We start from the raw sequence: 21,165 nt of genomic DNA, 5'->3' as shown, positions 1-21,165 counted from the left end.
CTTCCTTCTCAATAGAGGTCAAACCAACTGTTTACGCTGGTTCGACGGCGGGATGGACAAAGACTCTCGGTACTTGGCGACGGTGCGCCGCGCCACGATGATCCCCTGATCGGAAAGCAGGGTGGCCAGCTTGCTGTCGCTGAGCGGTTTGGCGGGGTTTTCCGCCGCAATCAATTTCTTCACCAACGCCCGGATCGCCGTCGAGGAGGCTTCGCCGCCGCTGTCGGTGTTCACATGGCTGGAGAAGAAATATTTTAATTCGAAAATACCGCGCGGGCTGTGCAGAAACTTCTGCGTGGTGACGCGCGAAATTGTCGATTCATGCATCTCCACGGCCTGGGCGATATCCGCCAGCACCATGGGTTTCATAAATTCTTCGCCCTGTTCAAAGAAAGCCTGCTGCTGGCTGACGATGCAGCGGGTGACCTTCAACAGGGTCTCGTTGCGGCTTTCCAGGCTTTTAATCAGCCATTTGGCTTCCTGCAGGTTGCTGCGGATAAACTGGCCGTCGGCTTCGCTGCGCGCGCTGTTGCCCAACGCGGCGTACTGCTGATTGATCTTCAGACGGGGAATGCTGTCGGCGTTGAGCTCAACCGTCCATTTATCCTGCGCCTTGCGCACCAGCACGTCCGGAATGACGTATTCCGACTCGCCGGTGTTGATCGACTGCCCCGGGCGCGGGTCGAGCGACTGAATCAGCAGCATCGCTTCTTTCAGTGTATCTTCTTTTAGCCGGGTTGATCGCATCAGGCTGCGAAAGTCGTGATTGGCCAGCAGATCCAGGTGCTCGCTGATGATCAGCCGCGCCTCGGCCAGATACGGCGTGTCTTTGGCGTATTGGGAAAGCTGCACCAGCAGGCAGTCGCGCAGATCGCGCGCGGCGACGCCGACCGGATCAAAACGCTGCACGCGCTTCAGTACCGCCTCGACCTCGTCCATGGTCACATTCTCGTCACCCATGCTCTCCAGAATGTCTTCCAGCGGCACGGTGAGGTAGCCGGTGTCGTCGACCGCATCGACGATCGAAGTGGCGATGGCGGCGTCGGTATCGGAGAACGGCGTCAGGTCCACCTGCCACATCAGATAATCCTGCAGCGTCTGGGTGGTTTCGCCCTGATACACCGGCAGTTCGTCATCGCTGTAATCGGTGCCGGTGCCCGACGGCGTGCCGGCGGTGTAGATTTCGTCCCAGGTGGCGTCCAGCGGCAGCTCTTCGGGCATGTCCTTCTGTTCCAGCGCCTCGCGGGTATCCAGGCCTTCGGTGTCGGTGGCCTCTTTGGCGTCGATTTCGTCGTGCAGATCGGTTTGCTCAAGCAGGGGGTTGCTCTCTAACGCCAGCTGTATCTCTTGCTGAAGCTCAAGCGTGGACAACTGCAGCAGGCGAATGGCCTGCTGGAGCTGCGGGGTCATGGCCAGCTGTTGGCTGAGCCTGAGTTGCAAACCTTGCTTCATAATCTTCTGTCTACTTCCGTTAACCGTCGTCCTTCAGGACGCGCTGGCACTCAGAGGCGGAATTCTTCGCCCAGATAAACGCGTTTCACCTGCTCATCGGCCAGAATAGCATCCGGCGTGCCGTGGGCAATCAGTTTGCCCTGGCTGACGATGTAGGCGCGTTCACACACGTCCAGCGTTTCGCGCACGTTGTGGTCGGTGATCAGCACGCCCAGGCCGCTGTCACGCAGGTGCTCGATGATTTTCTTGATGTCGATAACGGAAATCGGGTCAACCCCGGCGAAGGGTTCATCCAGCAGGATGAATTTCGGGTTGGCCGCCAGCGCGCGGGCGATCTCGACGCGGCGGCGTTCACCGCCGGACAGCGCCTGGCCCAGGCTGTCGCGCAGGTGGGTGATGTGAAACTCTTCCATCAGCTCTTTGGCGCGGTCTTCGCGCTGTTCGCCGGACAGATCGTCGCGGATCTCCAGCACCGCCATCAGGTTGTCATACACGCTCAGGCGGCGGAAGATCGACGCTTCCTGCGGCAGATAGCCGATACCGCGGCGCGCACGAGCGTGCAGCGGCAACAGGCTGATGTCTTCTTCGTCGATCACGATGCGCCCGGCGTCGCGCTGAACGATGCCGACCACCATGTAAAAGGTGGTGGTTTTGCCGGCGCCGTTCGGCCCCAGCAGGCCGACGATCTCGCCGGATTTCACTTTCAGGCTGACGTCTTCAACGACTTTGCGGCCCTTGTAGGCTTTCGCCAGGTTTTCTGCGATGAGTGTAGCCATAAGTGATTAGTTACTCTTCTTTTGCCCGTTTTTGTCTTGCAACTGCGACGGTACCAGAACCGTAGTCACGCGTTTGCCTTTATCGCTGAACGCCTGCATTTGCTGCTGTTGCACCAGATAGGTGATGCGGTCGCCTTTCACGTTGCTGTCGAGCTGTTCCAGATAGGCGTTGCCCGTCAGGGTCACCAGCTGCGTCGCCACGTCGTAGCGCACTTTCTGCGCGTGGCCTTTCACCGGCTTGCCGCTGTCCTGCATCTGGTAGAAGGTTACCGGGTTGCCGAAGGCTTCAATATAGGTTTTATTCTGATCCCCGCCCGGCCGGGTGACCACCACCTTGTCCGCGCGAATGTCGATGGTGCCCTGCTTGATCACCACGTTGTCGGTAAAGGTGCTGACGTTGCTTTGCATGTCCAGCGATTGCTTCAGCGAGTTGATGCTAACCGGTTGGTTAGAATCGGATTTCAGCGCCAGTGCCGGGGCGCTGGCGGCCAAAACTAAGCTGCCGATCAACAGATTACGGAGTGGTTTTTTGGTTCTGAATTTCATAGTTGGTCTTAACCTTATCAATCAGCTCGGCGGTCTTGGCCCGCAGGTTCCCACGCATTTTCATGCCGTTAGAGGTGAAGTTCGTCCCGTAGAGCGTGACTTCGTCATCGGAGGACACGTCCTGGGTCACCAGGTTCACCTGAGCATTGTCCGTTTTAATTTTTTCCAGCTGCGAGGTGGTGGTCAGGCTGTTCACCTCGACGTGGCCGTAAAGATACAGCATGCGGTCTTTAGTCAGTTTGGCGCGATCGGCGCGCACTGACCAGGTCGCCACCGCATTTTCATCAAACAGCGTCATCACCGGTTGGGTAAACCAGCTCAGCTCGTCTGCGGTGTAATAGTTCACGTCTTCCGCCACCAGCTTGTAGCTCAGCTTGCCGGCCGGATTGTACACCACGGTGACCGTATGCTGGCTCTGATACGTCGGCGACCGATCGTTGATCGGCGCCGGAACGCTGTCATCGCTGAAATCCGTCATGTTCCAACCGATCAACGCCAGCGCGATCACCGCCAGCAGGATGGTGATCCAAAGTTTGGTTTTGCTCATATCGACAGCCCTTTGGCGTCCTCCAGCTTATTCTGAGCCAAAAGAATAATGTCGCACAGTTCGCGCACCGCGCCGCGGCCGCCGGCAATGCGGGTAACGTAATGGGCCCGCGGCGTCAGCAATGGATGCGCGTCCGCCACCGCGACCGCCAGACCCACCTGCGCCATCACCGGCCAGTCGATCAGATCGTCGCCGATGTAGGCCACCTGATCCGCCGTCAGCGACAGTGTATCCAACAGTTCGCGGAAGGCCAAAAGCTTATCGGACTGCCCCTGATACAGATGGGTGATGCCGAGGGTCTTCGCCCGGTCTTCCAGCAGCCTGGCGGAGCGGCCGGTGATGATCGCCACCTCGATGTCCGAGGTCTTCAGGCAGCGGATGCCGTAGCCGTCGCGCACGTTGAAGGCTTTTAACTCTTCGCCGTTGTTGCCCATGAAAATCAGGCCGTCGGACAGCACGCCGTCGACGTCGCAAATCAGCAGGCGGATTTTACCGGCACGCGCCATCACGTCTTGCTCTACCGGCCCGTAGCAGGTTTTTACCGTACTCATTCCGTTCTATTCCTTAATTAAACGACGCCGGCGCGCAGCATGTCATGCATATGTACCACACCCAGCAACTGGTCGCCATCGGCAACCAGCAGCGCGGTGATGTGGCGTTGCTGCATCAGGTTCAGCGCGTCGACCGCCAGCATGCTCGGGCGCACCCGCACGCCGCCGAGCGTCATGACGTCGGCGATCTTGGCGTCGTTGAGATTGATGCCCATATCGAACACCCGGCGCAGGTCGCCGTCGGTGAAGATGCCGGCGATTTTCATCAGATCGTTGCAGATGACCGTCATGCCCAGATTTTTGCGGGTGATTTCCAACAGCGCGTCGCGCAGCGAAGCGTCGGCGCTGACGTGCGGGATTTCATCGCCGCCGTGCATGATGTCGCTCACCCGCAGCAGCAGCCGGCGGCCGAGCGCGCCGCCCGGATGCGACAGCGCGAAATCTTCCGGGGTGAAGCCGCGCGCTTTCAGCAGCGCCACGGCCAGCGCATCGCCCATCACCAGCGTGGCGGTGGTGCTGGTGGTCGGCGCCAGACCCAGCGGGCAGGCCTCCTGCGGCACCTTGATGCACAGGTGGATATCCGCCGCCTTGCCCAGCGAGCTTTCCGGGTTGTTGGTCATGCAGATAAGCGGGATCTGCTGGCGTTTCAGCACCGGGATCAGCGCCTGGATCTCATTGGACTCGCCGGAGTTGGAAATGGCGAGCACGATGTCCTGTGCGGTGACCATGCCGAGATCGCCGTGGCTGGCTTCCGCCGGGTGAACGAAGAATGAGGGGGTACCGGTGCTGGCGAAGGTGGCGGCGATCTTGCAGCCGATGTGGCCGGACTTGCCCATGCCCATCACCACCACTTTGCCGCCGCAGGCGGCGATGGCTTCGCAGGCGCGGGTAAAATTCGCATCGATATGGCCGTCGAGCTGAGCCAGCCCTTCGCGCTCGATCTGGAGCACTTCTTTGCCGGCCTGTTGAAAATCGAAGCCAGGTTGCAACTGTATGTTCGACATGCTCATTCCCGTCGGTTTAGCCGAAAGTATTGAAAGGGTTAAAGAACAGCACCGCAAGATACGCAATAAAGCCACATAATAACAGAGCGCCCGCCAGATGGCCGATGCGATGCTTGCGGCCGATGCACAGGGCGCTGAGCAGAATGCTGACCGCCAGCATCACCCAGTAATCGCGCTGGAACGCGGCGGCGTCAACGCTGCCCGGCGACAGCAGGGCGGGGACGCCCAGCACGATCACCGTGTTGAAAATATTGGAGCCGATGATATTACCAATCGCCATATCATCCTCGCCCTTTAGTGCGCCGGCGATGGTGGTGGCCAGTTCGGGCAGGCTGGTGCCGATGGCGATGACGGTCAGCCCGACCACCAGTTCGCTGATGCCGAAGTAGTGCGCGATCACCGTGGCGTTATCGACCACCATTTTGGACGACAGCGGCAGAATGATGAACGCCAGCACCAGCCACAGCACCGCCACGGTGTTGCTGCTGTCCTGCGGCAGTTCGGCTAGCTGCTCGACGGTCAGGCTGTCGCTGCCTTCGCGCTGCGCCAGCCGGGCGATTTTCAGCATCAGCAGAATGAACCCGGCGGCGGCGGCCAGCAGCAGCACGCCGTCCAGCCGGCTCAGGGTGCCGTCCATCAGCACGAAACCGCACAATACTGTGACCGCCAACATCAGCGGCAGTTCGCGGCGCAGCACTTCCGAACGCGCCGCCAGCGGATGGATCAGCGCGGCGACCCCGAGGATCAATAAAATATTGGCGATGTTGGAACCCAATACGTTCCCCACGGCCATGTCTATTTGCCCGTTCAGCGCGGCGGTGGTCGAGACGATCAGCTCCGGCAGCGAGGTGCCGATGCCGACGATGGTCATGCCGATAATCAGCGGCGGCACGCCGAGCGAGCGGGAAATCACCGCAGCACCGTAAACTAAACGGTCGGCGCCATATACCAGTAAAAATAAACCAACGATTAATAATGCTATAGCGAGAAACATGCAGGGTCCTTTGTGGGTATCATCCCGGTTCGTTGGTTAAAAGCCGCTCTTCGGCTATCTTGCTTTGCCCTCCGTTGCGCAGACTGAAGCCGCAGCAACGGGTTTTCCCGGCTAATATATGAACACTTTCGCTTTTTTTCGTTATGGCGCTAATTTTGAACGGGTGGCGCATAAAAGTAAAACCAATGGCATCATTGGTAGCGAAATGGCGGTAAGTTTTTGTAAAGATGAGACGCATTGCGCCCGTTGCTTTAACATCGCGGGTAAATTTGTACCCAAACGAAGCTGGCGTTGCCGCTTCAAGCAAGCAGGGCCTGGCAAAAAATGAGCCGTAAAGGATCTAGATAACATGCACCAGAAGGCAGAGAATCTGGTCGAAGTGCGCGATATGAGCTTCTCACGCGGCGATCGACTGATATTCGAAGACATCAACCTGACGGTTCCCCGCGGCAAGGTAACGGCGATCATGGGGCCGTCCGGCATCGGCAAGACCACGCTGCTGCGCCTGATCGGCGGCCAGCTGGCGCCGGACCGCGGCGAGATCTGGTTTGATGGCGACAATATTCCCGCGTTGTCCCGCCATCAGCTGTATGACGCGCGCAAGAAAATGAGCATGCTGTTTCAGTCGGGCGCGTTGTTCACCGATTTGACGGTGTTCGAAAACGTGGCGTATCCGCTGCGCGAACACAGCAAGCTGCCGGAACCGATCCTGCGCAGCACGGTGCTGATGAAGCTGGAAGCGGTGGGGTTGCGCGGCGCGGCCGAGCTGATGCCCAACGAACTGTCCGGCGGCATGGCGCGGCGTGCGGCGCTGGCGCGGGCGATCGCGCTGGATCCGGAATTGATCATGTTCGACGAACCCTTCGTCGGCCAGGATCCCATCACCATGGGCGTGCTGGTGAAGCTGATCGACGAGCTGAACCATGCGCTGGGCATTACCTGCATCGTGGTGTCGCATGACGTGCCGGAGGTGCTGAGCATCGCCGACTACGCGTATATCGTCGCCGACCACCGGGTGATCGCCGAGGGCACGGCGCAGCAATTACAGAACAATCCTGATGCGCGGGTGCGCCAGTTTCTGGATGGTATTGCCGATGGGCCGGTGCCGTTCCGTTATCCGGCCGGTGATTATCAGGCCGAACTGCTAGGCTTAGGGAGTAAATAAGCTCATGTTATTACGGGCGTTAGCGTCGATAGGACGCCGTGGCATCAACACCAGCGCCAGCTTCGGCCGGGCCGGGCTGATGCTGTTCAACGCGCTGGTCGGGCGGCCTGAACCGCGCAAGCAGTGGCCGCTGCTGCTGAAACAGCTGCACAGCGTCGGCGTGCAGTCGCTGCTGATTATCATGGTGTCCGGCCTGTTTATCGGCATGGTGCTGGGGCTGCAGGGGTATCTGGTGCTCACCACCTACAGCGCCGAGGCCAGCCTGGGCATGATGGTGGCGCTGTCGCTGCTGCGTGAGCTGGGGCCGGTGGTGACCGCGCTGCTGTTCGCCGGCCGGGCCGGTTCCGCGCTCACCGCCGAAATCGGCCTGATGAAGGCGACCGAACAAATCTCCAGCCTGGAAATGATGGCGGTCGATCCGCTGCGGCGCATCGTGGCGCCGCGCTTCTGGGCCGGTTTGATCAGCATGCCGCTGTTGACGATCATCTTCGTCGCGGTCGGCATTTGGGGCGGTTCGGTGGTCGGCGTGGACTGGAAGGGCATCGACAGCGGCTTCTTCTGGTCGGCGATGCAGGGCGCCGTGGAGTGGAAAAAAGATCTGCTCAACTGCCTGATCAAGAGCGTGGTATTCGCCATTACCGTGACCTGGATTGCTATCTTCAACGGGTATGACGCCGTACCGACCTCCGAGGGGATTAGCCGGGCAACGACCCGTACCGTGGTACATTCGTCACTGGCGGTGTTGGGATTGGATTTCGTGCTGACAGCACTGATGTTTGGGAATTGATTCGATGCAAACGAAGAAGAGTGAAATCTGGGTGGGGGCATTTATGCTGATTGCGCTGTGCGCCATCGTGTTTATCTGCCTGCAAGTGGCGAACATTAAGTCGATCGGCAACGAACCGACCTACCGCATCTATGCGACTTTCGATAACATCGGCGGCCTGAAGGCGCGCTCGCCGGTGAAAATCGGCGGCGTGGTGATTGGCCGCGTGGCCGACATTTCGCTCGATCCGAAAACCTATACGCCGCGCGTGGCGCTGGACATCCAGGATAAATACAACCAGATCCCGGACACCAGCTCGCTGGCGATCCGCACCTCCGGCCTGCTGGGGGAGCAGTATCTGGCGCTCAACGTGGGCTTTGAAGATCCGGATATGGGCACCACCATTCTGAAAGACGGCGGCACCATTCAGGACACCAAGTCTGCCATGGTTCTGGAAGATCTGATCGGCCAGTTCCTGTATAAAAGCGGCGGCCAGGACAACGCCAAACCGGGAGACGCGGCCGCCGAGCCGGCTGCCGGCGCCGCTGCACCGCAACCCGCCGTACCCAGTCATTAAAAGAGGAAACCTGCATGTTTAAACGTTTATTGATGGTGGCCCTGCTGGTGGTCGCGCCGCTGGCGAATGCGGCCGATCAAACTAACCCGTACAGCCTGATGCAAGACGCGGCTCAGAAGACCTTTACCCGTCTGAAAACCGAACAGCCGAAAATCAAGCAGGATCCCAACTACCTGCGCGCCATCGTCCATCAGGAGCTGATGCCGTTCGTACAGGTCAAATACGCCGGTGCGCTGGTGCTGGGCCGCTATTACAAAGAGGCGACCCCGGCGCAGCGCGAAGCCTATTTCACCGCCTTCCAGTCTTACCTGGAGCAGGCCTACGGCCAGGCGCTGGCGATGTACCACGGCCAGACCTACCAGATTGCGCCTGAGCAGCCGCTGGGCGACGCCAACATCGTGGCGATCCGCGTGACCATCATCGACAACGGCGGGCGCCCGCCGGTGCGTCTGGACTTCCAGTGGCGCAAAAACAGCAAAACCGGCTACTGGCAGGCGTATGACATGATCGCCGAAGGCGTCAGCATGATCACCACCAAGCAGAACGAGTGGGCTTCCACCCTGCGTACCCAGGGCATCGACGGCCTGACCAAGCAGCTGCAGTCCGCTGCGGCGCAGCCAATCACCCTGGATCAGAAAAACTGATGTCGGCGGCGCTCAGCTTTGAATCGCAGCAGCAAACGCTGATTTTACGCGGTGAGCTGGATCGGGAAACGCTGCTGCCGCTGTGGCGGCAGCGGGACGCGTTGCTGGCGGATAAAACCGCGATCGACGTGGCGCAGCTGCAGCGCGTCGACTCTTCCGGGCTGGCGCTGCTGCTGCATCTGCGTGAACAACAGCGCCAGCGCGGCGTGGAGCTAAAAATTTCCGGCGCCACCGATCGGCTGAAAACGCTGGTCGCGCTCTATAATCTGCAAGCCATAATGCCTGTCGATACCGCTGGTTAGCCCTGTTTTCCGCTGCCGCAACGCGAAGCCTCGATACAAAGCCCCTGTTGAACAGGGGCTTTTTCTTTAGTTTAAGAAAACGTCGTATTCCACTAAGATACTAGGCTGTTTATGATCCTTTAGCTGCAGAACTGGATACTATGGAAACCAACGAGATTAAAGACGTGCTGATGCAGGCATTGGCACTGGACGAAGCGCACGTGACGGGCGACGGCAGCCACTTCCAGGTGATCGTGGTCGGCGAACTGTTTGCCGCCATGAGCCGCGTCAAAAAGCAACAGACGGTCTATGCGCCGCTGATGGAATACATTGCCGACAACCGCATTCACGCCTTGTCGATCAAAGCGTACACCCCTGAAGAGTGGCAGCGAGACCGCAAACTCAACGGATTTTAAGGCTGTTTGCCCCCTGGGGCGGGCAGCTTCAGATTAGATAACAGAGAGTAGTCAAATGGATAAATTTCGTGTGCAGGGTCGGACCCGCCTGAGCGGTGAAGTGTCTATTTCCGGGGCTAAAAACGCCGCCCTGCCGATCCTGTTCGCCGCGCTGTTGGCGGAAGAGCCGGTCGAGCTGCAGAATGTCCCCAAGCTGAAGGACATCGATACCACCATTAAGCTACTCAGCCAGTTGGGCGCCAAGATCGAACGCAACGGCTCGGTGTTTGTCGACGCCAGCGGCGTGAACGAGTTCTGCGCGCCGTACGACCTGGTGAAAACCATGCGCGCCTCCATCTGGGCGCTGGGGCCGCTGGTGGCGCGTTTCGGCCGCGGCCAGGTTTCTCTGCCGGGCGGCTGCGCGATCGGCGCGCGCCCGGTCGATCTGCACATTACCGGTCTGGAGCAGCTGGGCGCCGAAATCAAACTGGAAGAAGGCTACGTCAAGGCTTCCGTCGAAGGCCGCCTGAAGGGCGCGCATATCGTGATGGACAAGGTGAGCGTCGGCGCTACCGTGACCATCATGAGCGCCGCCACCCTGGCGACCGGCGTGACCGTGATCGAGAACGCCGCGCGTGAGCCGGAGATTGTCGATACCGCCAACTTCCTCAACACGCTGGGCGCTAAAATCACCGGCGCCGGCAGCGACAAAATCACCATCGAAGGCGTCGAACGTCTGGGCGGCGGCGTGTACCGCGTGCTGCCTGACCGTATCGAAACCGGCACCTTCCTGATCGCCGCCGCGGTTTCCGGCGGCAAAGTGCTGTGCCGCGATACCCGTCCGGACACGCTGGATGCGGTGCTGGCCAAGCTGCGCGAGGCCGGGGCGGATATCGAAGTGGGCGAAGACTGGATCAGCCTGGACATGCACGGCAAACGTCCGAAGGCGGTCACCGTGCGCACTGCGCCGCACCCGGGCTTCCCGACCGATATGCAGGCCCAGTTCAGCCTGTTGAACCTGGTGGCGGAAGGCACCGGCGTGATCACCGAAACCATTTTCGAAAACCGCTTTATGCACGTGCCGGAGCTGATCCGCATGGGCGCGCACGCGGAGATCGAGAGCAACACGGTGATTTGCCACGGCGTTGAGCAGCTCTCCGGCGCTCAGGTGATGGCGACCGATCTGCGCGCTTCCGCCAGCCTGGTGATCGCCGGCTGTATCGCCGACGGCGTGACCGTGGTTGATCGCATCTATCATATCGATCGCGGTTATGATCGTATCGAAGACAAGCTGCGCGCCATGGGGGCGAACATCGAGCGAGTGAAGGGCGAGTAAGCGTTGACCGCCGGCGCATCAGCGCCGGCGGTAGATGGAACCGGCTTCCGGAACGGGAAGCCGTTTTAACGCTGATTACTCGATAGCGCCGTCGAAATTTAGCCCCGCCTTCGGCAGGCTCGCCGAGACGCCGGAAACGCTGTTGTTCCGCAGATAACCCATCACGTTTATCCCGACCAGGCTGCCCACCCACTGCCCGTCAAACTGCTTCGGCATCACCGAACCGCTGAACGAAGAGTCGTAGATTTTGCCGGTGTTGAAACCGACTAATCCGCCGCGCATCGAGGCTTCCGCGCTGCTGATTTTGCCCGAGGCGGACGCGTGCCTGATGAGGCCGTCATTTTTGCCTGCGATGCCGCCGACGTTGCTGCCGGCTTTACCGGTGACGTTACCGGAGGCGCTCGCCTGTAGGATATCGCCGGAGGCGCCGTAGGCGTGTATGCCCACCAGGCCGCCAACGCGGCTGACATCCCCGCCTTCAACGTCGCCGGAGGCCTGCACCTGCGAGAGTGCGCCCTGGTTATAGCCCACCAGGCCGCCGACGTCACTGTTGTAGCCGCCTTTGACACGGGCACTGGACTGCGAGTTGCTGATATTGCCGTACTCGTTGTTGCCCACCAGGCCGCCTACCCGGCTGTTGGCCGCGGCGCTGACGCTGCCGGCGGTTTTGGCGTTGCTGATGCGCCCCCCTCGGTGGTTGCCGACCAGGCCGCCGGCCATGGCGTCGTCGCCGGCGGCGACGCGGGTATCCGCGCTGACCCGCTCGAGCGTTCCGCCGTTATTTTCACCGATCAACCCGCCCAACGCCTGGCTGAAGGCGCCGACCACGCTGCCGCGCACGTCGGCGTTGCTGACGACGACGGCGCCGTTGCGGCCAATCAGTCCGCCGGCGCGGCTGGCTTTACCGGCACGCACCTCGGTATCTGCGCTGACGTTGCTCAGGCTGCCGTAGTTATCGCCGATCAGCCCGCCGACCAGGCTGTTGTCTCCCCCGCTGACTTTGCCGCCGGCGGAGGCGTTAGCGATTTTGCCCGCCTTGTTCAGGCCGACCAACCCGCCGACGTTGGCATTGTCGCCGCCGGTGACCGCGTTTTTCGCCTGAACGTTTTTAAGCTCCGAGGCCGTCTCATTGATGCCGATTAAGCCGCCGACGTTGCGGCTGCCGGTGTCCAGCACGTCGCCGTTAGCCTGGACGTCGCGCAGCGCGCCTTCGTTGCGCCCAACCAATCCGCCGATGGCCTTGCTGCCGTTGCCGGTGACGTAACCCACGGCGGCCGAATTGCTGATGTCGCCCTGGTTAAGGCCGACCAGGCCGCCCGTCAGGCTGCCGCGGTTGCCGGCCACGGCGGCGTTCGACAGCGCATGGGTGATGCGGCCGGTATTCAGCCCCGCCAGCCCGCCGATATTCACCGCGTTGCCTGATGCGCCGACCGTGCCCTGGCTGGTTGAGTTGGCGATAACCGCGGCATTTCTGCCGACCAGGCCACCAACGCCGCCGTTGCCGTCGGTGTCGAGCACGTTGCTGAATACGTTGACGTTCGCCTGGCTGTTGTCTATCCGGCCGGCGTTGCCAAAGTTGACGCCCACCAGGCCGCCGACAAAGCGGGAATTGCTGCCGTTGACTCTGCCGCTGACCAGCACGTTGGACAAGGTGCCCATATTGGCCCCGACCAGCCCGCCGAGATCGCCGCTGCCGCTAACGTTGACGTTGGTTGCTTTGACGTTCTGGATGGTCCCCGCGTTGTATCCCGCCAGGGTGCCGGAAAACTGCGAGCGCCCGTTGGTGATGACCGTTATCGAGTCCAGATTCAGGTTGCTGATTTTACCGGTCGAAGCGCCGAACAGGCCAACATAAGGCCCGTTGCCGCCGATGGTCAGCCCTTGCAGCGTATTGCCCAACCCCTCGAAGGTGCCGGAAAACGCGCCATTGCCGCCAATCGCATTGATTCTGCTTCTGTCGTTAATGTTGTTGCCTAATACATAGCGGGCGTTTAAATCCTTGTTGATATCGAGCAACTGGGCCAGATTCTGCACCACTTTGTAACTTTCGCCATTGAGGCTGAACGAGGCTCCGTTGCCGGATAGCTGGACTGACGCGGCGTTATTCAGCGTATAGCCGGTCTTATGATTCAGCGCCAGGCCGGCGCCTGCGCCGGTGGCCTTCAGCGGAGCATTGATGTTGATCCCGGCGCGTTCGGCCGTCAGCGACAGCTTGTTGGCGCTCTGCCAGGCGACCGGCGCGGAAATGGCGACGTTACCCTGGGTGCTGACCAGCTCAACGTTGCTGTTGGTCAGCGCGGTCGACAGGGTGTCGGCCTTGAGGGTGGCGCCATCGCCGACGTTAACGTCGGTGGCGGTCAGTTTCCAATTGCCGGTCTTGCCGGCGGTCGCCCGGGTGGTTATCTGCGTCGCCGTCTGCACCGCCACGCGTGCGCCGCGGGTTTCAATCACGCCGCCATCGCCGGCATTGGCGCTGGCGTCCAGTCGCCCGGCGACGTTCACCACGCCGCGTTCGCCGCCATCCAGCACGATGCGGCCCGCCTGATTGTTCAGCGTGGTCGCTTCGATGGCGCCCCGGTTGTTCACCACGGTTTGCAGCATGTCGCCGGCCGTTCTGGCGGTCATCAGCACCTGGCCGCCATCGGCTTTCAGCAGGCCACCGTTTTGCACCAGCGCCTTGGCGGCGGCGCCGTCAATTTTCAGGTTTAATAAATTATCGCCGTCGAAGTTCAGGGTAATGTCATCACCCGCGCCCAGCGCGATGCTGCCCATCTGCGCCAGGATCACCCCCTGGTTATTGACCTGGGCGCCGAGGAGGGCAATGCTGCCTGCCTGGGCGGCATTCAGAACGCCCTCGTTGCGAACTTCCGCCTGCGATGTGCCGACGAAGCGGTTTTTGCCGGCCAGGAAGTCGACGTTGCTGATGTCGCGCGTAGAAGCCACCAGCCCGCCGACGTTCACCTGGGCGGTCTTGCCGAAAATAACGCCGTTAGGGTTGACGATGAAAACTTTACCGTTGGCGTCTATTTTCCCCTGAATATCGCTGCCGTTAACGCCCATCACGCGGTTCAGCGCCACCGAGCCGCGGCCCGGCTGTTTGAAGGTCAGGCTTTCATCCCGGCCGACATTGAAAGCGTCCCATTGGGTAATCAGCTTGTCGCTCTGCTGATTGACCGTCATGCTCTGGCCGTTGGTGGTGATGCTGCCCTGGCCGGCGACGATATTTTGCCCGGTCGGCAAGGCGTGGGCCGGTTCCAGCGCCGTCAGACCCAGCAGCGACAGCGCCACCGCCAGGCGGCGTTTGGCGCTGCCCTTGCCGCAGCGGCTGCAGTGTTCGCTGACGACGTTCCAGCATTCCTGAGCCGGGTTCCATACCAGTGCGTAAATTTTATTCATGAAATGATTTCCTTTTTATCATGCGTGCTGCTTTCCAGGCAGCGGGTCTTTATCATCAGACGCTCAGAAATATCTGGCAGCCTGAAGCCAAATGCGGGGGGACTTTTCCGTGTTGCCGCCGGGGCCCGATTGGGCCAGCGGCCATGCCGCCGTCAGGGAGAGTTGGTGGTTGGCGCCGCCCCAGGCCAGCGCCGAACCGGCGGCCGACATATGCAGAGTGTTTTTTTCTGGCGTCCAGGGCTGCCGGTTGAGGCGCGCCTGGCCCTGATCGACAAAGGCGCTCAGCTGCCACCCGGGATGCAGGGCATAGCGCAGTTCCAGGCTGGCTTGCCAACCCAGATCGCCGTTGCCGCTGCCTGGCGCATAGGCGCGCACGCCGTAAGGGCCGCCAACGTTGAATTTTTCCGAGGCGTCGAGGTTGCCCGGCGACCACTGCGCGTTCAGCTGACCATAGAGCTGGACGCGGTCGTTTAGAGTTTGCAGGCGCAGCGCGCTGAGCATCAGCTTGCTGAACTGGCCCGCGGTCTCTGCGGTGAGCCTGTCCCATCGGCGAGCGTAGGGGTCGTCAATCCGCAGGTGCCCGAAGGCGTAAGCCAGCGAGGCCGCGCTTTGCCCCCCGCCATGCCAGCGGTCCTGCGCATTGAGGCTGATTTCCGCCGTCCAGAGCGCGATGCGCTTCCGGCTGCGGCTATCGAACAGATCGATGTCGTCCTGCAGCGTTTTATCTTCGAACTGCAGCTGCGCATTGAGATTCAGCGCGCGGCTGCGCAGCAGCGGTTGGGCAACGAAAATGCTGTTGATGGCGGCGTTGCCGTGCGCCTGCAGCTCGCTAAAGTCTTTCCCCAGCCGATAGCGCATCGATGAATGGGCAACGCCCGGCCGGGTGGACCAGGGGCCGACGGGAAGTTGGTACGAAACGCGGTAATAGCGCTGGCGCTTATCGCTGCTCAGCAGGCGCAGATCCAGCCTGTCGCCCAGCCGCAGTGGGCTATTGACGCTGAGCGCGCCGCCGCCGCGATACTCGCCGGTATAGCTGTCGCCGTAGTTGTCGGCCTGCAACGAGCCGTTGACCCACGGCCCGGGCGTCGCGTCTATTTGCCAGTCGGTGGTGCCGGGCCGCTCGCCCGGCAGCAGGGTGCTATTCACTTTCACGCCGGGAGTATCGCTTAATAACAGCAGGCTGCGTTCAAGCCGAGCGCCGGTTACCGGCATGCCGCTTTTCAGTGCGGACAGGGGCTGCAGCAATACGCCGTCGCCCGCGTGCGAACGGTTATTCAGCCGGATTTGCCCATAACGGCCTTCGAGCACGTCAATATGCACCCGGCCATCGACGATTTCCTGCTTGGGCAAATAAGCGGTCGTCAACACGTACCCCCGTTGACGATAATAAGAAGTGACGCGCTGGGCCGCTTGTTTTAGCTGGGGCAGGGTTAATTCCCTGCCATTCAAGTCGCGCAGCAGCGGCAATATCTTTTCGGAAGGAATACTGTGGTTGCCGCTGATAATAAACTTCGTCACCCGAACTCGCGGCGAGCCGTCGTCTAATGGCGCGATCGGCGCCGCATTGGCCGAGGGGGCCGAGAGTTGCACCGGCGGCGGCAGGCTGGGGCGCTCGTTTTCAAGATCCCTGATAGCTTGGCCGGCGCCGGGCAGCGCTGCCTGGCTCAGCGGCGAGAACAGTAAAAGCAGCGCTAGGCCGTGGTAGGTCGAAAGCGGCCGATATCGCCGGGATGAAATGGCAGGCGTGCGGGGAGGGCGATTAATCCATAATATATGGTCGTTGTTATATTTAATTGTATTCACGAAAAGAATTCCATTCTTAGATTAAAGCGTTAATTAATCTATATCCCTGGACGCACCATTAGCCTGGTGCGCTCAATCATTATTGAGGTTATGGCGATGCCGAGTTGATGTCGTGCAGTATACAGAGGAAATAAAAGGAGTGTGTTTTTTTTTGCTGTTAAATAACGCGTTCTTTTAAATAAAATATCACATCATTGTCGTAACTAATTCATTTTTAATATTCTTGGTTTTTTATTTATATATTTTTATTATTCAATCGTAATGAAATTATGAAATAGAACAGTATTATTATTTTTTTATATTGATGACGATCAGGGGCTGCGTCAGCGGGATGGGCGGGGACGAGGGCGGCAGGCACCGCCCAAGCGTGGTCAGCGGCGCCTGAGGCCGCCGCTAATTATTGTCTTCCGGGAACTCACCCACCGTCATCTTCAGCGTGATGCGTTTGCCTTCGCGCAGCACCACCACCGGAATTTCCGTTCCTGGCCGGATTTCCGCCACCTGGTCCATGGTTTCCAGCACCGAGACAGCAGGCTTGTTGTCCACGTTGATGATGATGTCGTTGATCTGGAAGCCGGCGTTGCCCGCCGGGCCATTTGGCGTGATCTCGGTGACGATGATGCCCTGCAGGCGATCGATACCGGAATTGGAGGAGCGCAGCGGGATGATTTCCTTGCCCTGGATGCCGAAGTAACCGCGAATGACGCGGCCGTCGCGGATCAGCTTGTCCATGATCTTGGTGGCCAGCTCGATCGGGATGGCGAAACCGAGGCCTTCCGGCGTTTCGCCGTCGGTGATTTTGTCGTAGGTCAGGGTGTTGATGCCGATCAGTTCGCCCAGCGAGTTGACCAGCGCGCCGCCGGAGTTGCCGCGGTTGATCGAGGCGTCGGTCTGCAGGAAGGTCTGGCGGCCGGTGGTGCTCATACTGATGCGGCCGGTGGCGCTGAGAATGCCCTGGGTGACGGTCTGCCCCAGGTTGTAGGGGTTGCCGATCGCCAGCACGACGTCGCCCACGTGGGCGATGCGGGCGTTGTTGATAGGGATAACCGGCAGGTTGCCGGGATCGATCTTCAGCACCGCCAGATCGGTGAGGCCGTCGGAGCCGACCAGCAGCGCTTCGTAACGGCGGCCATCCTGCAGCACCACGGTGATTTGTTGCGCGTCCTTGATCACGTGGCGGTTGGTGATGATATAGCCGCGTTCGTTCATGATCACGCCGGAACCGAGCGACAGCACGTTGGTGGCGCCGTTCAGGTTGCGATTATAGATGTTCACCACCGCCGGCGCGGCGCGGCGCACCGCTTTGTTGTAGCTCACCGGGGTCTCGTCGCGGGTATTCTCAAGCTTTTCTGTAAACAGACTATTGGAAGAACGCAGCACGGGCAGCACGGCCAGCAGCAGACCGGCAACGATGAGACCAATAATGACAGAACGCAAGAGCTTAGCAAACATGGAGTTTTAGTGGGTGAGGTTAACGATGTTCGGAGGATAGCATGAGTTAACCGGGCGCAGTATGTTACCGGGCCCGGTTTTTAAACAAATTAACGCAACAGCAGATAAATGGTTTCGGAGCCGCGTACCACATTCAGCGCCATGACCGGAGGTTTGGCTTCCAGCACCTTGCGCAGCGCGGTGATGCTGTCGACGCGTTGGCGGTTGACGCCGATGATCACATCGCCTTTCTGCAGGCCGATCTGCGCCGCCGTCGAGCCTTTGTCGACGTTATCCACCTTCACGCCCTTATCGCCGCTCGGCAACGCGCCGTTGCTGAGCGAAACCCCCTGCAGCGCGGGCGACAGCGTTTCCGCGTTGGTTGAGCCGCTGTCGCTGTTGTCCAGCGTCACCGAGACCTCCTGCGGTTTGCCGTCGCGCAGCAGGCCGATCTTGACGGTTTTGCCCGGCGCGGTGGTGCCGATCTTGGCGCGCAGTTCGGCGAAGCTGCTGACCGGCTTGCCGTCGACGGAAACCAGGATGTCGCCGGCCTTGATGCCGGCCTTGGCGGCGGCGGATTTCGGCAGCACTTCGCTGACGAAGGCGCCGCGTTGGGCGTCGGTATTGAAGGCTTTGGCCATGTCAGGCGTCATTTCGCTGCCTTTGATGCCCAACAGGCCGCGCTTCACCTGGCCGAATTCGATCAGTTGCTGGCTGAGGTTTTTCGCCATGTTGCTCGGAATGGCGAAGCCGATGCCGACGTTGCCGCCGCTCGGCGCCAGAATGGCGGTGTTGATGCCGATCAGCTCGCCGTTGAGGTTGACCAGCGCGCCGCCGGAGTTGCCGCGGTTGATCGAGGCGTCGGTCTGGATGAAGTTCTCCAGCCCTTCGAGGTTCAGGCCGCTGCGCCCCAGCGCCGAGACGATGCCGGAGGTGGCGGTCTGGCCGAGGCCGAACGGGTTGCCGACGGCCACCGCGAAGTCGCCGACGCGCAGTTGATCGGAGTCGGCCATTTTGATGGCGGTCAGGTTTTTGACGTCGCTGAGCTGCAGCAGTGCGATGTCGGATTGCTCATCGCGGCCGACCAGCTTGGCGTCCAGCTCGCGGCCGTCGTTCAGCAGCACGCGGATCTTGTCGGCGTTGTTGATGACGTGGTTGTTGGTCAGCACATAGCCCTTGGCGGCGTCGATGATCACGCCGGATCCCAGGCCTTCAAACGGCCGAGACCCCTGTTGCTGCCCGGGGAAATCGGGGCCGAAGAAGCGCTTTAGTTCCTCTGGCAGCTGCTGGCGCTGTACCTGGGTCCCTTCAACGTGCACGCTGACCACGGCGGGCAAGACTTTTTCCAGCATCGGCGCCAGGCTCGGCAGCGGCTGCCCCTGAACGGCGACGGGCAGGGCCGCGCTGGCGACCGGTACGGAGCTGAGCGTCAGACCAATGCTCATTGCCAATGCACTAAGAATTAACGACTTTTTCTTCATTGATAATAACTCTCTCGATACCTGCCGATGAAAATTGGATGATAAGGCAACATCCCTATCATAGTGAAGGGTAAGACCGTGAATTTGCGTGAAAAGTTCAGTAAAGGCCGTGCGGGAGAGGAAAGGGGCCGGGCAAGCCGGGGTACCCGTGGGCGAGCCCACGGGTGGGGGGATATCAGTCGCGGCGCGCCGTCTGGCCGCGCAGCAGGCCGGATGCACCTTCCGAGTAATCGCGCGGCATTTCCACCGGCGCCTGATCGTTGTCCGCTTCCGCTTCGGTCAGGCGATAGCGGAACGGGTTGTCCTGGATAGGCAGGTCCGGCAGCAGGTTATTGGAGCTCTTCGCCATGTGCTGATACAGCTGGCGATAATCGCGCGCCATGTTGTCCAGCAGCTCGGCGCTGCGGGCAAAGTGACCGACCAGTTCCTGACGGTACTCTTCCAGCTCGGTTTTGCTTTTGTCCAACTCGTTCTGCAAAACTTGTTGTTGACGTAATTTACGGTTACCAAATCGCATCGCTACCGCACCAATGACGATACCGACCACCAAACCAATCAGCGCATACTCCCAGGTCATGATGACTCCTATTTTGACTTCGTTGTTCCGCAGGGATTTTTCACTTAATAATATCCACTATAACCGTTAACCTTGTCCGAGTGGAATCCTGATGCGCTTTTACCTAGTGTTTGCAGGGTTTTTCAGCGTTGCCCGGAGCGGGCATTTGTGGCGATAACGGTGCGAAGCAGCATCAACTTGCCGCCAAAATTGGCTAAATAATTTCTTATGCCCAATAGATTTCGAGCTGTAACAAGGCGACGACCGAGCGGCTTGAAAGATGCAGGGGATAGCGTTCTTAGGGAACATCGAACAGATGCAGGCACAATCACCGTTATCACGTTACCAGCGGCTGCTTGCTGCGGGGGAATATCAGGCCGATGAGGTTCAATGCCAGGCCGTCACTCAGCTGGACCGCATTTATCAGGCGCTGCAGCAGGCGCCGGCCGCGAGCGCGCCAACCGGCGGGCTGCGCGGCAAGCTCGGCCGTTTGCTGGGCAAAGGCGCCGAGCCGGCCCGGCAGCGCCCGGTGCAGGGGCTGTACATGTGGGGCGGCGTCGGGCGCGGCAAAACCTGGCTGATGGACATGTTTTTCCACAGCCTGCCGGGCGATCGCAAGCTGCGGCTGCATTTCCACCGCTTCATGCTGCGGGTGCACGAAGAGCTGACCGCCCTGCAGGGCCAGGAAAATCCGCTGGAAACCATTGCCGACGGCTTCAAGGCGCAAACCGACGTACTGTGCTTCGACGAGTTCTTCGTCTCCGACATCACCGACGCCATGCTGCTGGCCACGCTGCTGCAGGCGCTGTTCGCCCGCGGCATTACGCTGGTGGCCACCTCCAATATTCCGCCGGACGATCTGTACCGCAACGGCCTGCAGCGCGCGCGCTTCCTGCCGGCTATCGAGCTGATCAACCAATACTGCGACGTGATGAACGTCGACGCCGGCATCGACTACCGCCTGCGTACCCTGACGCAGGCGCATCTGTACCTGACGCCGCTCAATGAGCAAACGCGGGAAACCCTGGACCGGATGTTCGTCAAGCTGGCGGGCAAGCCGGGCGAAGAGGCGCCGGTGCTGCAGGTCAACCACCGGCCGCTGCAGGCGATCCGCGCGGTGGACGGCGTGCTGGCGGTGGATTTCCACACCCTGTGCGAAGAGGCGCGCAGCCAGCTGGACTATATTGCGCTGTCGCGCCTGTATCACAGCGTGATGCTGTATGATGTGCAGGTGATGGGGCCGCTGAAAGAGAACACCGCGCGCCGCTTCCTGGCGCTGGTGGATGAATTCTACGAACGCCACGTCAAGCTGGTGATCGCCGCCGAGGCGCCGATGTTCGAGATCTACCAGGGCGAGCGGCTGAAGTTTGAGTATCAGCGCTGCCTGTCGCGCCTGCAGGAGATGCAGAGCGAAGAGTACCTCAGGCTGCCGCACTTGCCCTGAGGGGCGCGGCGCGATCGCCG

Annotated in this window: 21 protein-coding genes; 8 read left to right on the top strand and 13 right to left on the bottom strand. The window is 60.5% G+C overall.

The window, feature by feature from the left end:
* Nucleotides 1-18: 18 nt before the first annotated feature.
* From rpoN to D7I37_RS26950, 8 genes are read right to left on the bottom strand one after another with little or no spacing between them, the layout of a single operon-like run.
* On the bottom strand, nt 19-1,452 hold the full coding sequence (gene rpoN, locus D7I37_RS04145) for an RNA polymerase factor sigma-54 (RefSeq protein WP_061797084.1): 1,434 nt from the start codon (nt 1,450-1,452) through the stop codon (nt 19-21).
* 50 nt (nt 1,453-1,502) lie between these two features.
* Complete coding sequence (gene lptB, locus D7I37_RS04140) at nt 1,503-2,228, bottom strand: LPS export ABC transporter ATP-binding protein (RefSeq protein WP_129543347.1); 726 nt, start codon at nt 2,226-2,228, stop codon at nt 1,503-1,505.
* 6 nt (nt 2,229-2,234) lie between these two features.
* Nucleotides 2,235-2,774: a lipopolysaccharide ABC transporter substrate-binding protein LptA gene (lptA, locus tag D7I37_RS04135; RefSeq protein ID WP_129543346.1), complete on the bottom strand. Its 540-nt coding sequence runs from the start codon at nt 2,772-2,774 to the stop codon at nt 2,235-2,237.
* Nucleotides 2,743-3,321: an LPS export ABC transporter periplasmic protein LptC gene (lptC, locus tag D7I37_RS04130; protein ID WP_061797089.1), complete on the bottom strand. Its 579-nt coding sequence runs from the start codon at nt 3,319-3,321 to the stop codon at nt 2,743-2,745. Before lptC ends, lptA begins: the two co-directional genes overlap by 32 nt.
* Nucleotides 3,318-3,872: a 3-deoxy-manno-octulosonate-8-phosphatase KdsC gene (kdsC, locus tag D7I37_RS04125; RefSeq protein ID WP_129543345.1), complete on the bottom strand. Its 555-nt coding sequence runs from the start codon at nt 3,870-3,872 to the stop codon at nt 3,318-3,320. Before kdsC ends, lptC begins: the two co-directional genes overlap by 4 nt.
* 17 nt (nt 3,873-3,889) lie before the next feature.
* Entirely contained in the window at nt 3,890-4,876 is a 987-nt protein-coding gene (gene kdsD, locus D7I37_RS04120; protein WP_061797105.1) for an arabinose-5-phosphate isomerase KdsD, read from the bottom strand.
* 16 nt (nt 4,877-4,892) lie between these two features.
* Complete coding sequence (locus D7I37_RS04115) at nt 4,893-5,870, bottom strand: calcium/sodium antiporter (protein ID WP_061797091.1); 978 nt, start codon at nt 5,868-5,870, stop codon at nt 4,893-4,895.
* A 19-nt stretch (nt 5,871-5,889) separates the two neighbouring features.
* Nucleotides 5,890-6,177, bottom strand: coding sequence for a hypothetical protein (locus D7I37_RS26950; protein WP_165283085.1), 288 nt, complete (start codon nt 6,175-6,177; stop codon nt 5,890-5,892).
* Between the two features lie 42 nt (nt 6,178-6,219).
* Between D7I37_RS26950 and mlaF the strand changes: the two genes are divergently transcribed.
* The 7 genes from mlaF (at nt 6,220) to murA (ending at nt 11,034) form a co-directional block, all read left to right on the top strand.
* On the top strand, nt 6,220-7,035 hold the full coding sequence (gene mlaF, locus D7I37_RS04105; RefSeq protein WP_061797092.1) for a phospholipid ABC transporter ATP-binding protein MlaF: 816 nt from the start codon (nt 6,220-6,222) through the stop codon (nt 7,033-7,035).
* 4 nt (nt 7,036-7,039) lie between these two features.
* Nucleotides 7,040-7,822: a lipid asymmetry maintenance ABC transporter permease subunit MlaE gene (mlaE, locus tag D7I37_RS04100; protein WP_061797094.1), complete on the top strand. Its 783-nt coding sequence runs from the start codon at nt 7,040-7,042 to the stop codon at nt 7,820-7,822.
* Nucleotides 7,823-7,826: 4 nt separating this feature from the next.
* Complete coding sequence (gene mlaD / locus D7I37_RS04095) at nt 7,827-8,378, top strand: outer membrane lipid asymmetry maintenance protein MlaD (protein ID WP_061797095.1); 552 nt, start codon at nt 7,827-7,829, stop codon at nt 8,376-8,378.
* A 14-nt stretch (nt 8,379-8,392) separates the two neighbouring features.
* The gene (mlaC, locus tag D7I37_RS04090; RefSeq protein ID WP_129543344.1) at nt 8,393-9,022 is read left to right on the top strand and encodes a phospholipid-binding protein MlaC; all 630 of its coding nucleotides are present in this window, start codon (nt 8,393-8,395) and stop codon (nt 9,020-9,022) included.
* Nucleotides 9,022-9,324 (top strand): lipid asymmetry maintenance protein MlaB, encoded by a 303-nt coding sequence (gene mlaB, locus D7I37_RS04085; RefSeq protein ID WP_061797106.1) that lies wholly within the window; start codon nt 9,022-9,024, stop codon nt 9,322-9,324. Before mlaC ends, mlaB begins: the two co-directional genes overlap by 1 nt.
* Nucleotides 9,325-9,464: 140 nt before the next feature.
* Nucleotides 9,465-9,719, top strand: coding sequence for a BolA family iron metabolism protein IbaG (ibaG, locus tag D7I37_RS04080; protein ID WP_061797107.1), 255 nt, complete (start codon nt 9,465-9,467; stop codon nt 9,717-9,719).
* A gap of 55 nt (nt 9,720-9,774) precedes the next feature.
* Nucleotides 9,775-11,034 carry a UDP-N-acetylglucosamine 1-carboxyvinyltransferase gene (gene murA / locus D7I37_RS04075; protein WP_061797108.1) on the top strand — a complete coding sequence of 420 codons (1,260 nt, stop codon included), beginning with the start codon at nt 9,775-9,777 and terminating at the stop codon, nt 11,032-11,034.
* A 75-nt stretch (nt 11,035-11,109) separates the two neighbouring features.
* Here murA and D7I37_RS04070 read toward each other — a convergent pair whose 3' ends face one another.
* The 5 genes from D7I37_RS04070 to zapG form a co-directional block, all read right to left on the bottom strand.
* A complete protein-coding gene (locus D7I37_RS04070; RefSeq protein WP_129543343.1) occupies nt 11,110-14,430 on the bottom strand; it encodes a GLUG motif-containing protein in 3,321 nt (1,106 codons plus the stop codon).
* 63 nt (nt 14,431-14,493) lie between these two features.
* The gene (locus D7I37_RS04065; protein ID WP_242502800.1) at nt 14,494-15,948 is read right to left on the bottom strand and encodes a ShlB/FhaC/HecB family hemolysin secretion/activation protein; all 1,455 of its coding nucleotides are present in this window, start codon (nt 15,946-15,948) and stop codon (nt 14,494-14,496) included.
* A gap of 678 nt (nt 15,949-16,626) precedes the next feature.
* Complete coding sequence (gene degS / locus D7I37_RS04060) at nt 16,627-17,685, bottom strand: outer membrane-stress sensor serine endopeptidase DegS (RefSeq protein ID WP_061797110.1); 1,059 nt, start codon at nt 17,683-17,685, stop codon at nt 16,627-16,629.
* An 89-nt stretch (nt 17,686-17,774) separates the two neighbouring features.
* Nucleotides 17,775-19,145 (bottom strand): serine endoprotease DegQ, encoded by a 1,371-nt coding sequence (gene degQ, locus D7I37_RS04055; protein ID WP_129543342.1) that lies wholly within the window; start codon nt 19,143-19,145, stop codon nt 17,775-17,777.
* Nucleotides 19,146-19,320: 175 nt separating this feature from the next.
* Nucleotides 19,321-19,722 (bottom strand): Z-ring associated protein ZapG, encoded by a 402-nt coding sequence (zapG, locus tag D7I37_RS04050; protein ID WP_061797112.1) that lies wholly within the window; start codon nt 19,720-19,722, stop codon nt 19,321-19,323.
* A gap of 295 nt (nt 19,723-20,017) precedes the next feature.
* On the opposite strand from zapG, the gene zapE reads away from it, so the two are divergent.
* On the top strand, nt 20,018-21,145 hold the full coding sequence (zapE, locus tag D7I37_RS04045) for a cell division protein ZapE (RefSeq protein WP_061797113.1): 1,128 nt from the start codon (nt 20,018-20,020) through the stop codon (nt 21,143-21,145).
* Nucleotides 21,146-21,165: the final 20 nt, after the last annotated feature.

It is taken from the genome of Serratia sp. 1D1416 (assembly GCF_003641105.1).
Taxonomy (GTDB): domain Bacteria; phylum Pseudomonadota; class Gammaproteobacteria; order Enterobacterales; family Enterobacteriaceae; genus Serratia; species Serratia ficaria.
This window is presented reverse-complemented; position numbering and strand designations above follow the sequence as displayed.

Coding starts and splice junctions, on each gene's coding strand:
- rpoN (WP_061797084.1), bottom strand. CDS start 1,452: ATGAAGCAAGGTTTGCAACTCAGGCTCAGCCAACAGCTGGCCATGACC.
- lptB (WP_129543347.1), bottom strand. CDS start 2,228: ATGGCTACACTCATCGCAGAAAACCTGGCGAAAGCCTACAAGGGCCGC.
- lptA (WP_129543346.1), bottom strand. CDS start 2,774: ATGAAATTCAGAACCAAAAAACCACTCCGTAATCTGTTGATCGGCAGC.
- lptC (WP_061797089.1), bottom strand. CDS start 3,321: ATGAGCAAAACCAAACTTTGGATCACCATCCTGCTGGCGGTGATCGCG.
- kdsC (WP_129543345.1), bottom strand. CDS start 3,872: ATGAGTACGGTAAAAACCTGCTACGGGCCGGTAGAGCAAGACGTGATG.
- kdsD (WP_061797105.1), bottom strand. CDS start 4,876: ATGTCGAACATACAGTTGCAACCTGGCTTCGATTTTCAACAGGCCGGC.
- D7I37_RS04115 (WP_061797091.1), bottom strand. CDS start 5,870: ATGTTTCTCGCTATAGCATTATTAATCGTTGGTTTATTTTTACTGGTA.
- mlaF (WP_061797092.1), top strand. CDS start 6,220: ATGCACCAGAAGGCAGAGAATCTGGTCGAAGTGCGCGATATGAGCTTC.
- mlaE (WP_061797094.1), top strand. CDS start 7,040: ATGTTATTACGGGCGTTAGCGTCGATAGGACGCCGTGGCATCAACACC.
- mlaD (WP_061797095.1), top strand. CDS start 7,827: ATGCAAACGAAGAAGAGTGAAATCTGGGTGGGGGCATTTATGCTGATT.
- mlaC (WP_129543344.1), top strand. CDS start 8,393: ATGTTTAAACGTTTATTGATGGTGGCCCTGCTGGTGGTCGCGCCGCTG.
- mlaB (WP_061797106.1), top strand. CDS start 9,022: ATGTCGGCGGCGCTCAGCTTTGAATCGCAGCAGCAAACGCTGATTTTA.
- ibaG (WP_061797107.1), top strand. CDS start 9,465: ATGGAAACCAACGAGATTAAAGACGTGCTGATGCAGGCATTGGCACTG.
- murA (WP_061797108.1), top strand. CDS start 9,775: ATGGATAAATTTCGTGTGCAGGGTCGGACCCGCCTGAGCGGTGAAGTG.
- D7I37_RS04070 (WP_129543343.1), bottom strand. CDS start 14,430: ATGAATAAAATTTACGCACTGGTATGGAACCCGGCTCAGGAATGCTGG.
- degS (WP_061797110.1), bottom strand. CDS start 17,685: ATGTTTGCTAAGCTCTTGCGTTCTGTCATTATTGGTCTCATCGTTGCC.
- degQ (WP_129543342.1), bottom strand. CDS start 19,145: ATGAAGAAAAAGTCGTTAATTCTTAGTGCATTGGCAATGAGCATTGGT.
- zapG (WP_061797112.1), bottom strand. CDS start 19,722: ATGACCTGGGAGTATGCGCTGATTGGTTTGGTGGTCGGTATCGTCATT.
- zapE (WP_061797113.1), top strand. CDS start 20,018: ATGCAGGCACAATCACCGTTATCACGTTACCAGCGGCTGCTTGCTGCG.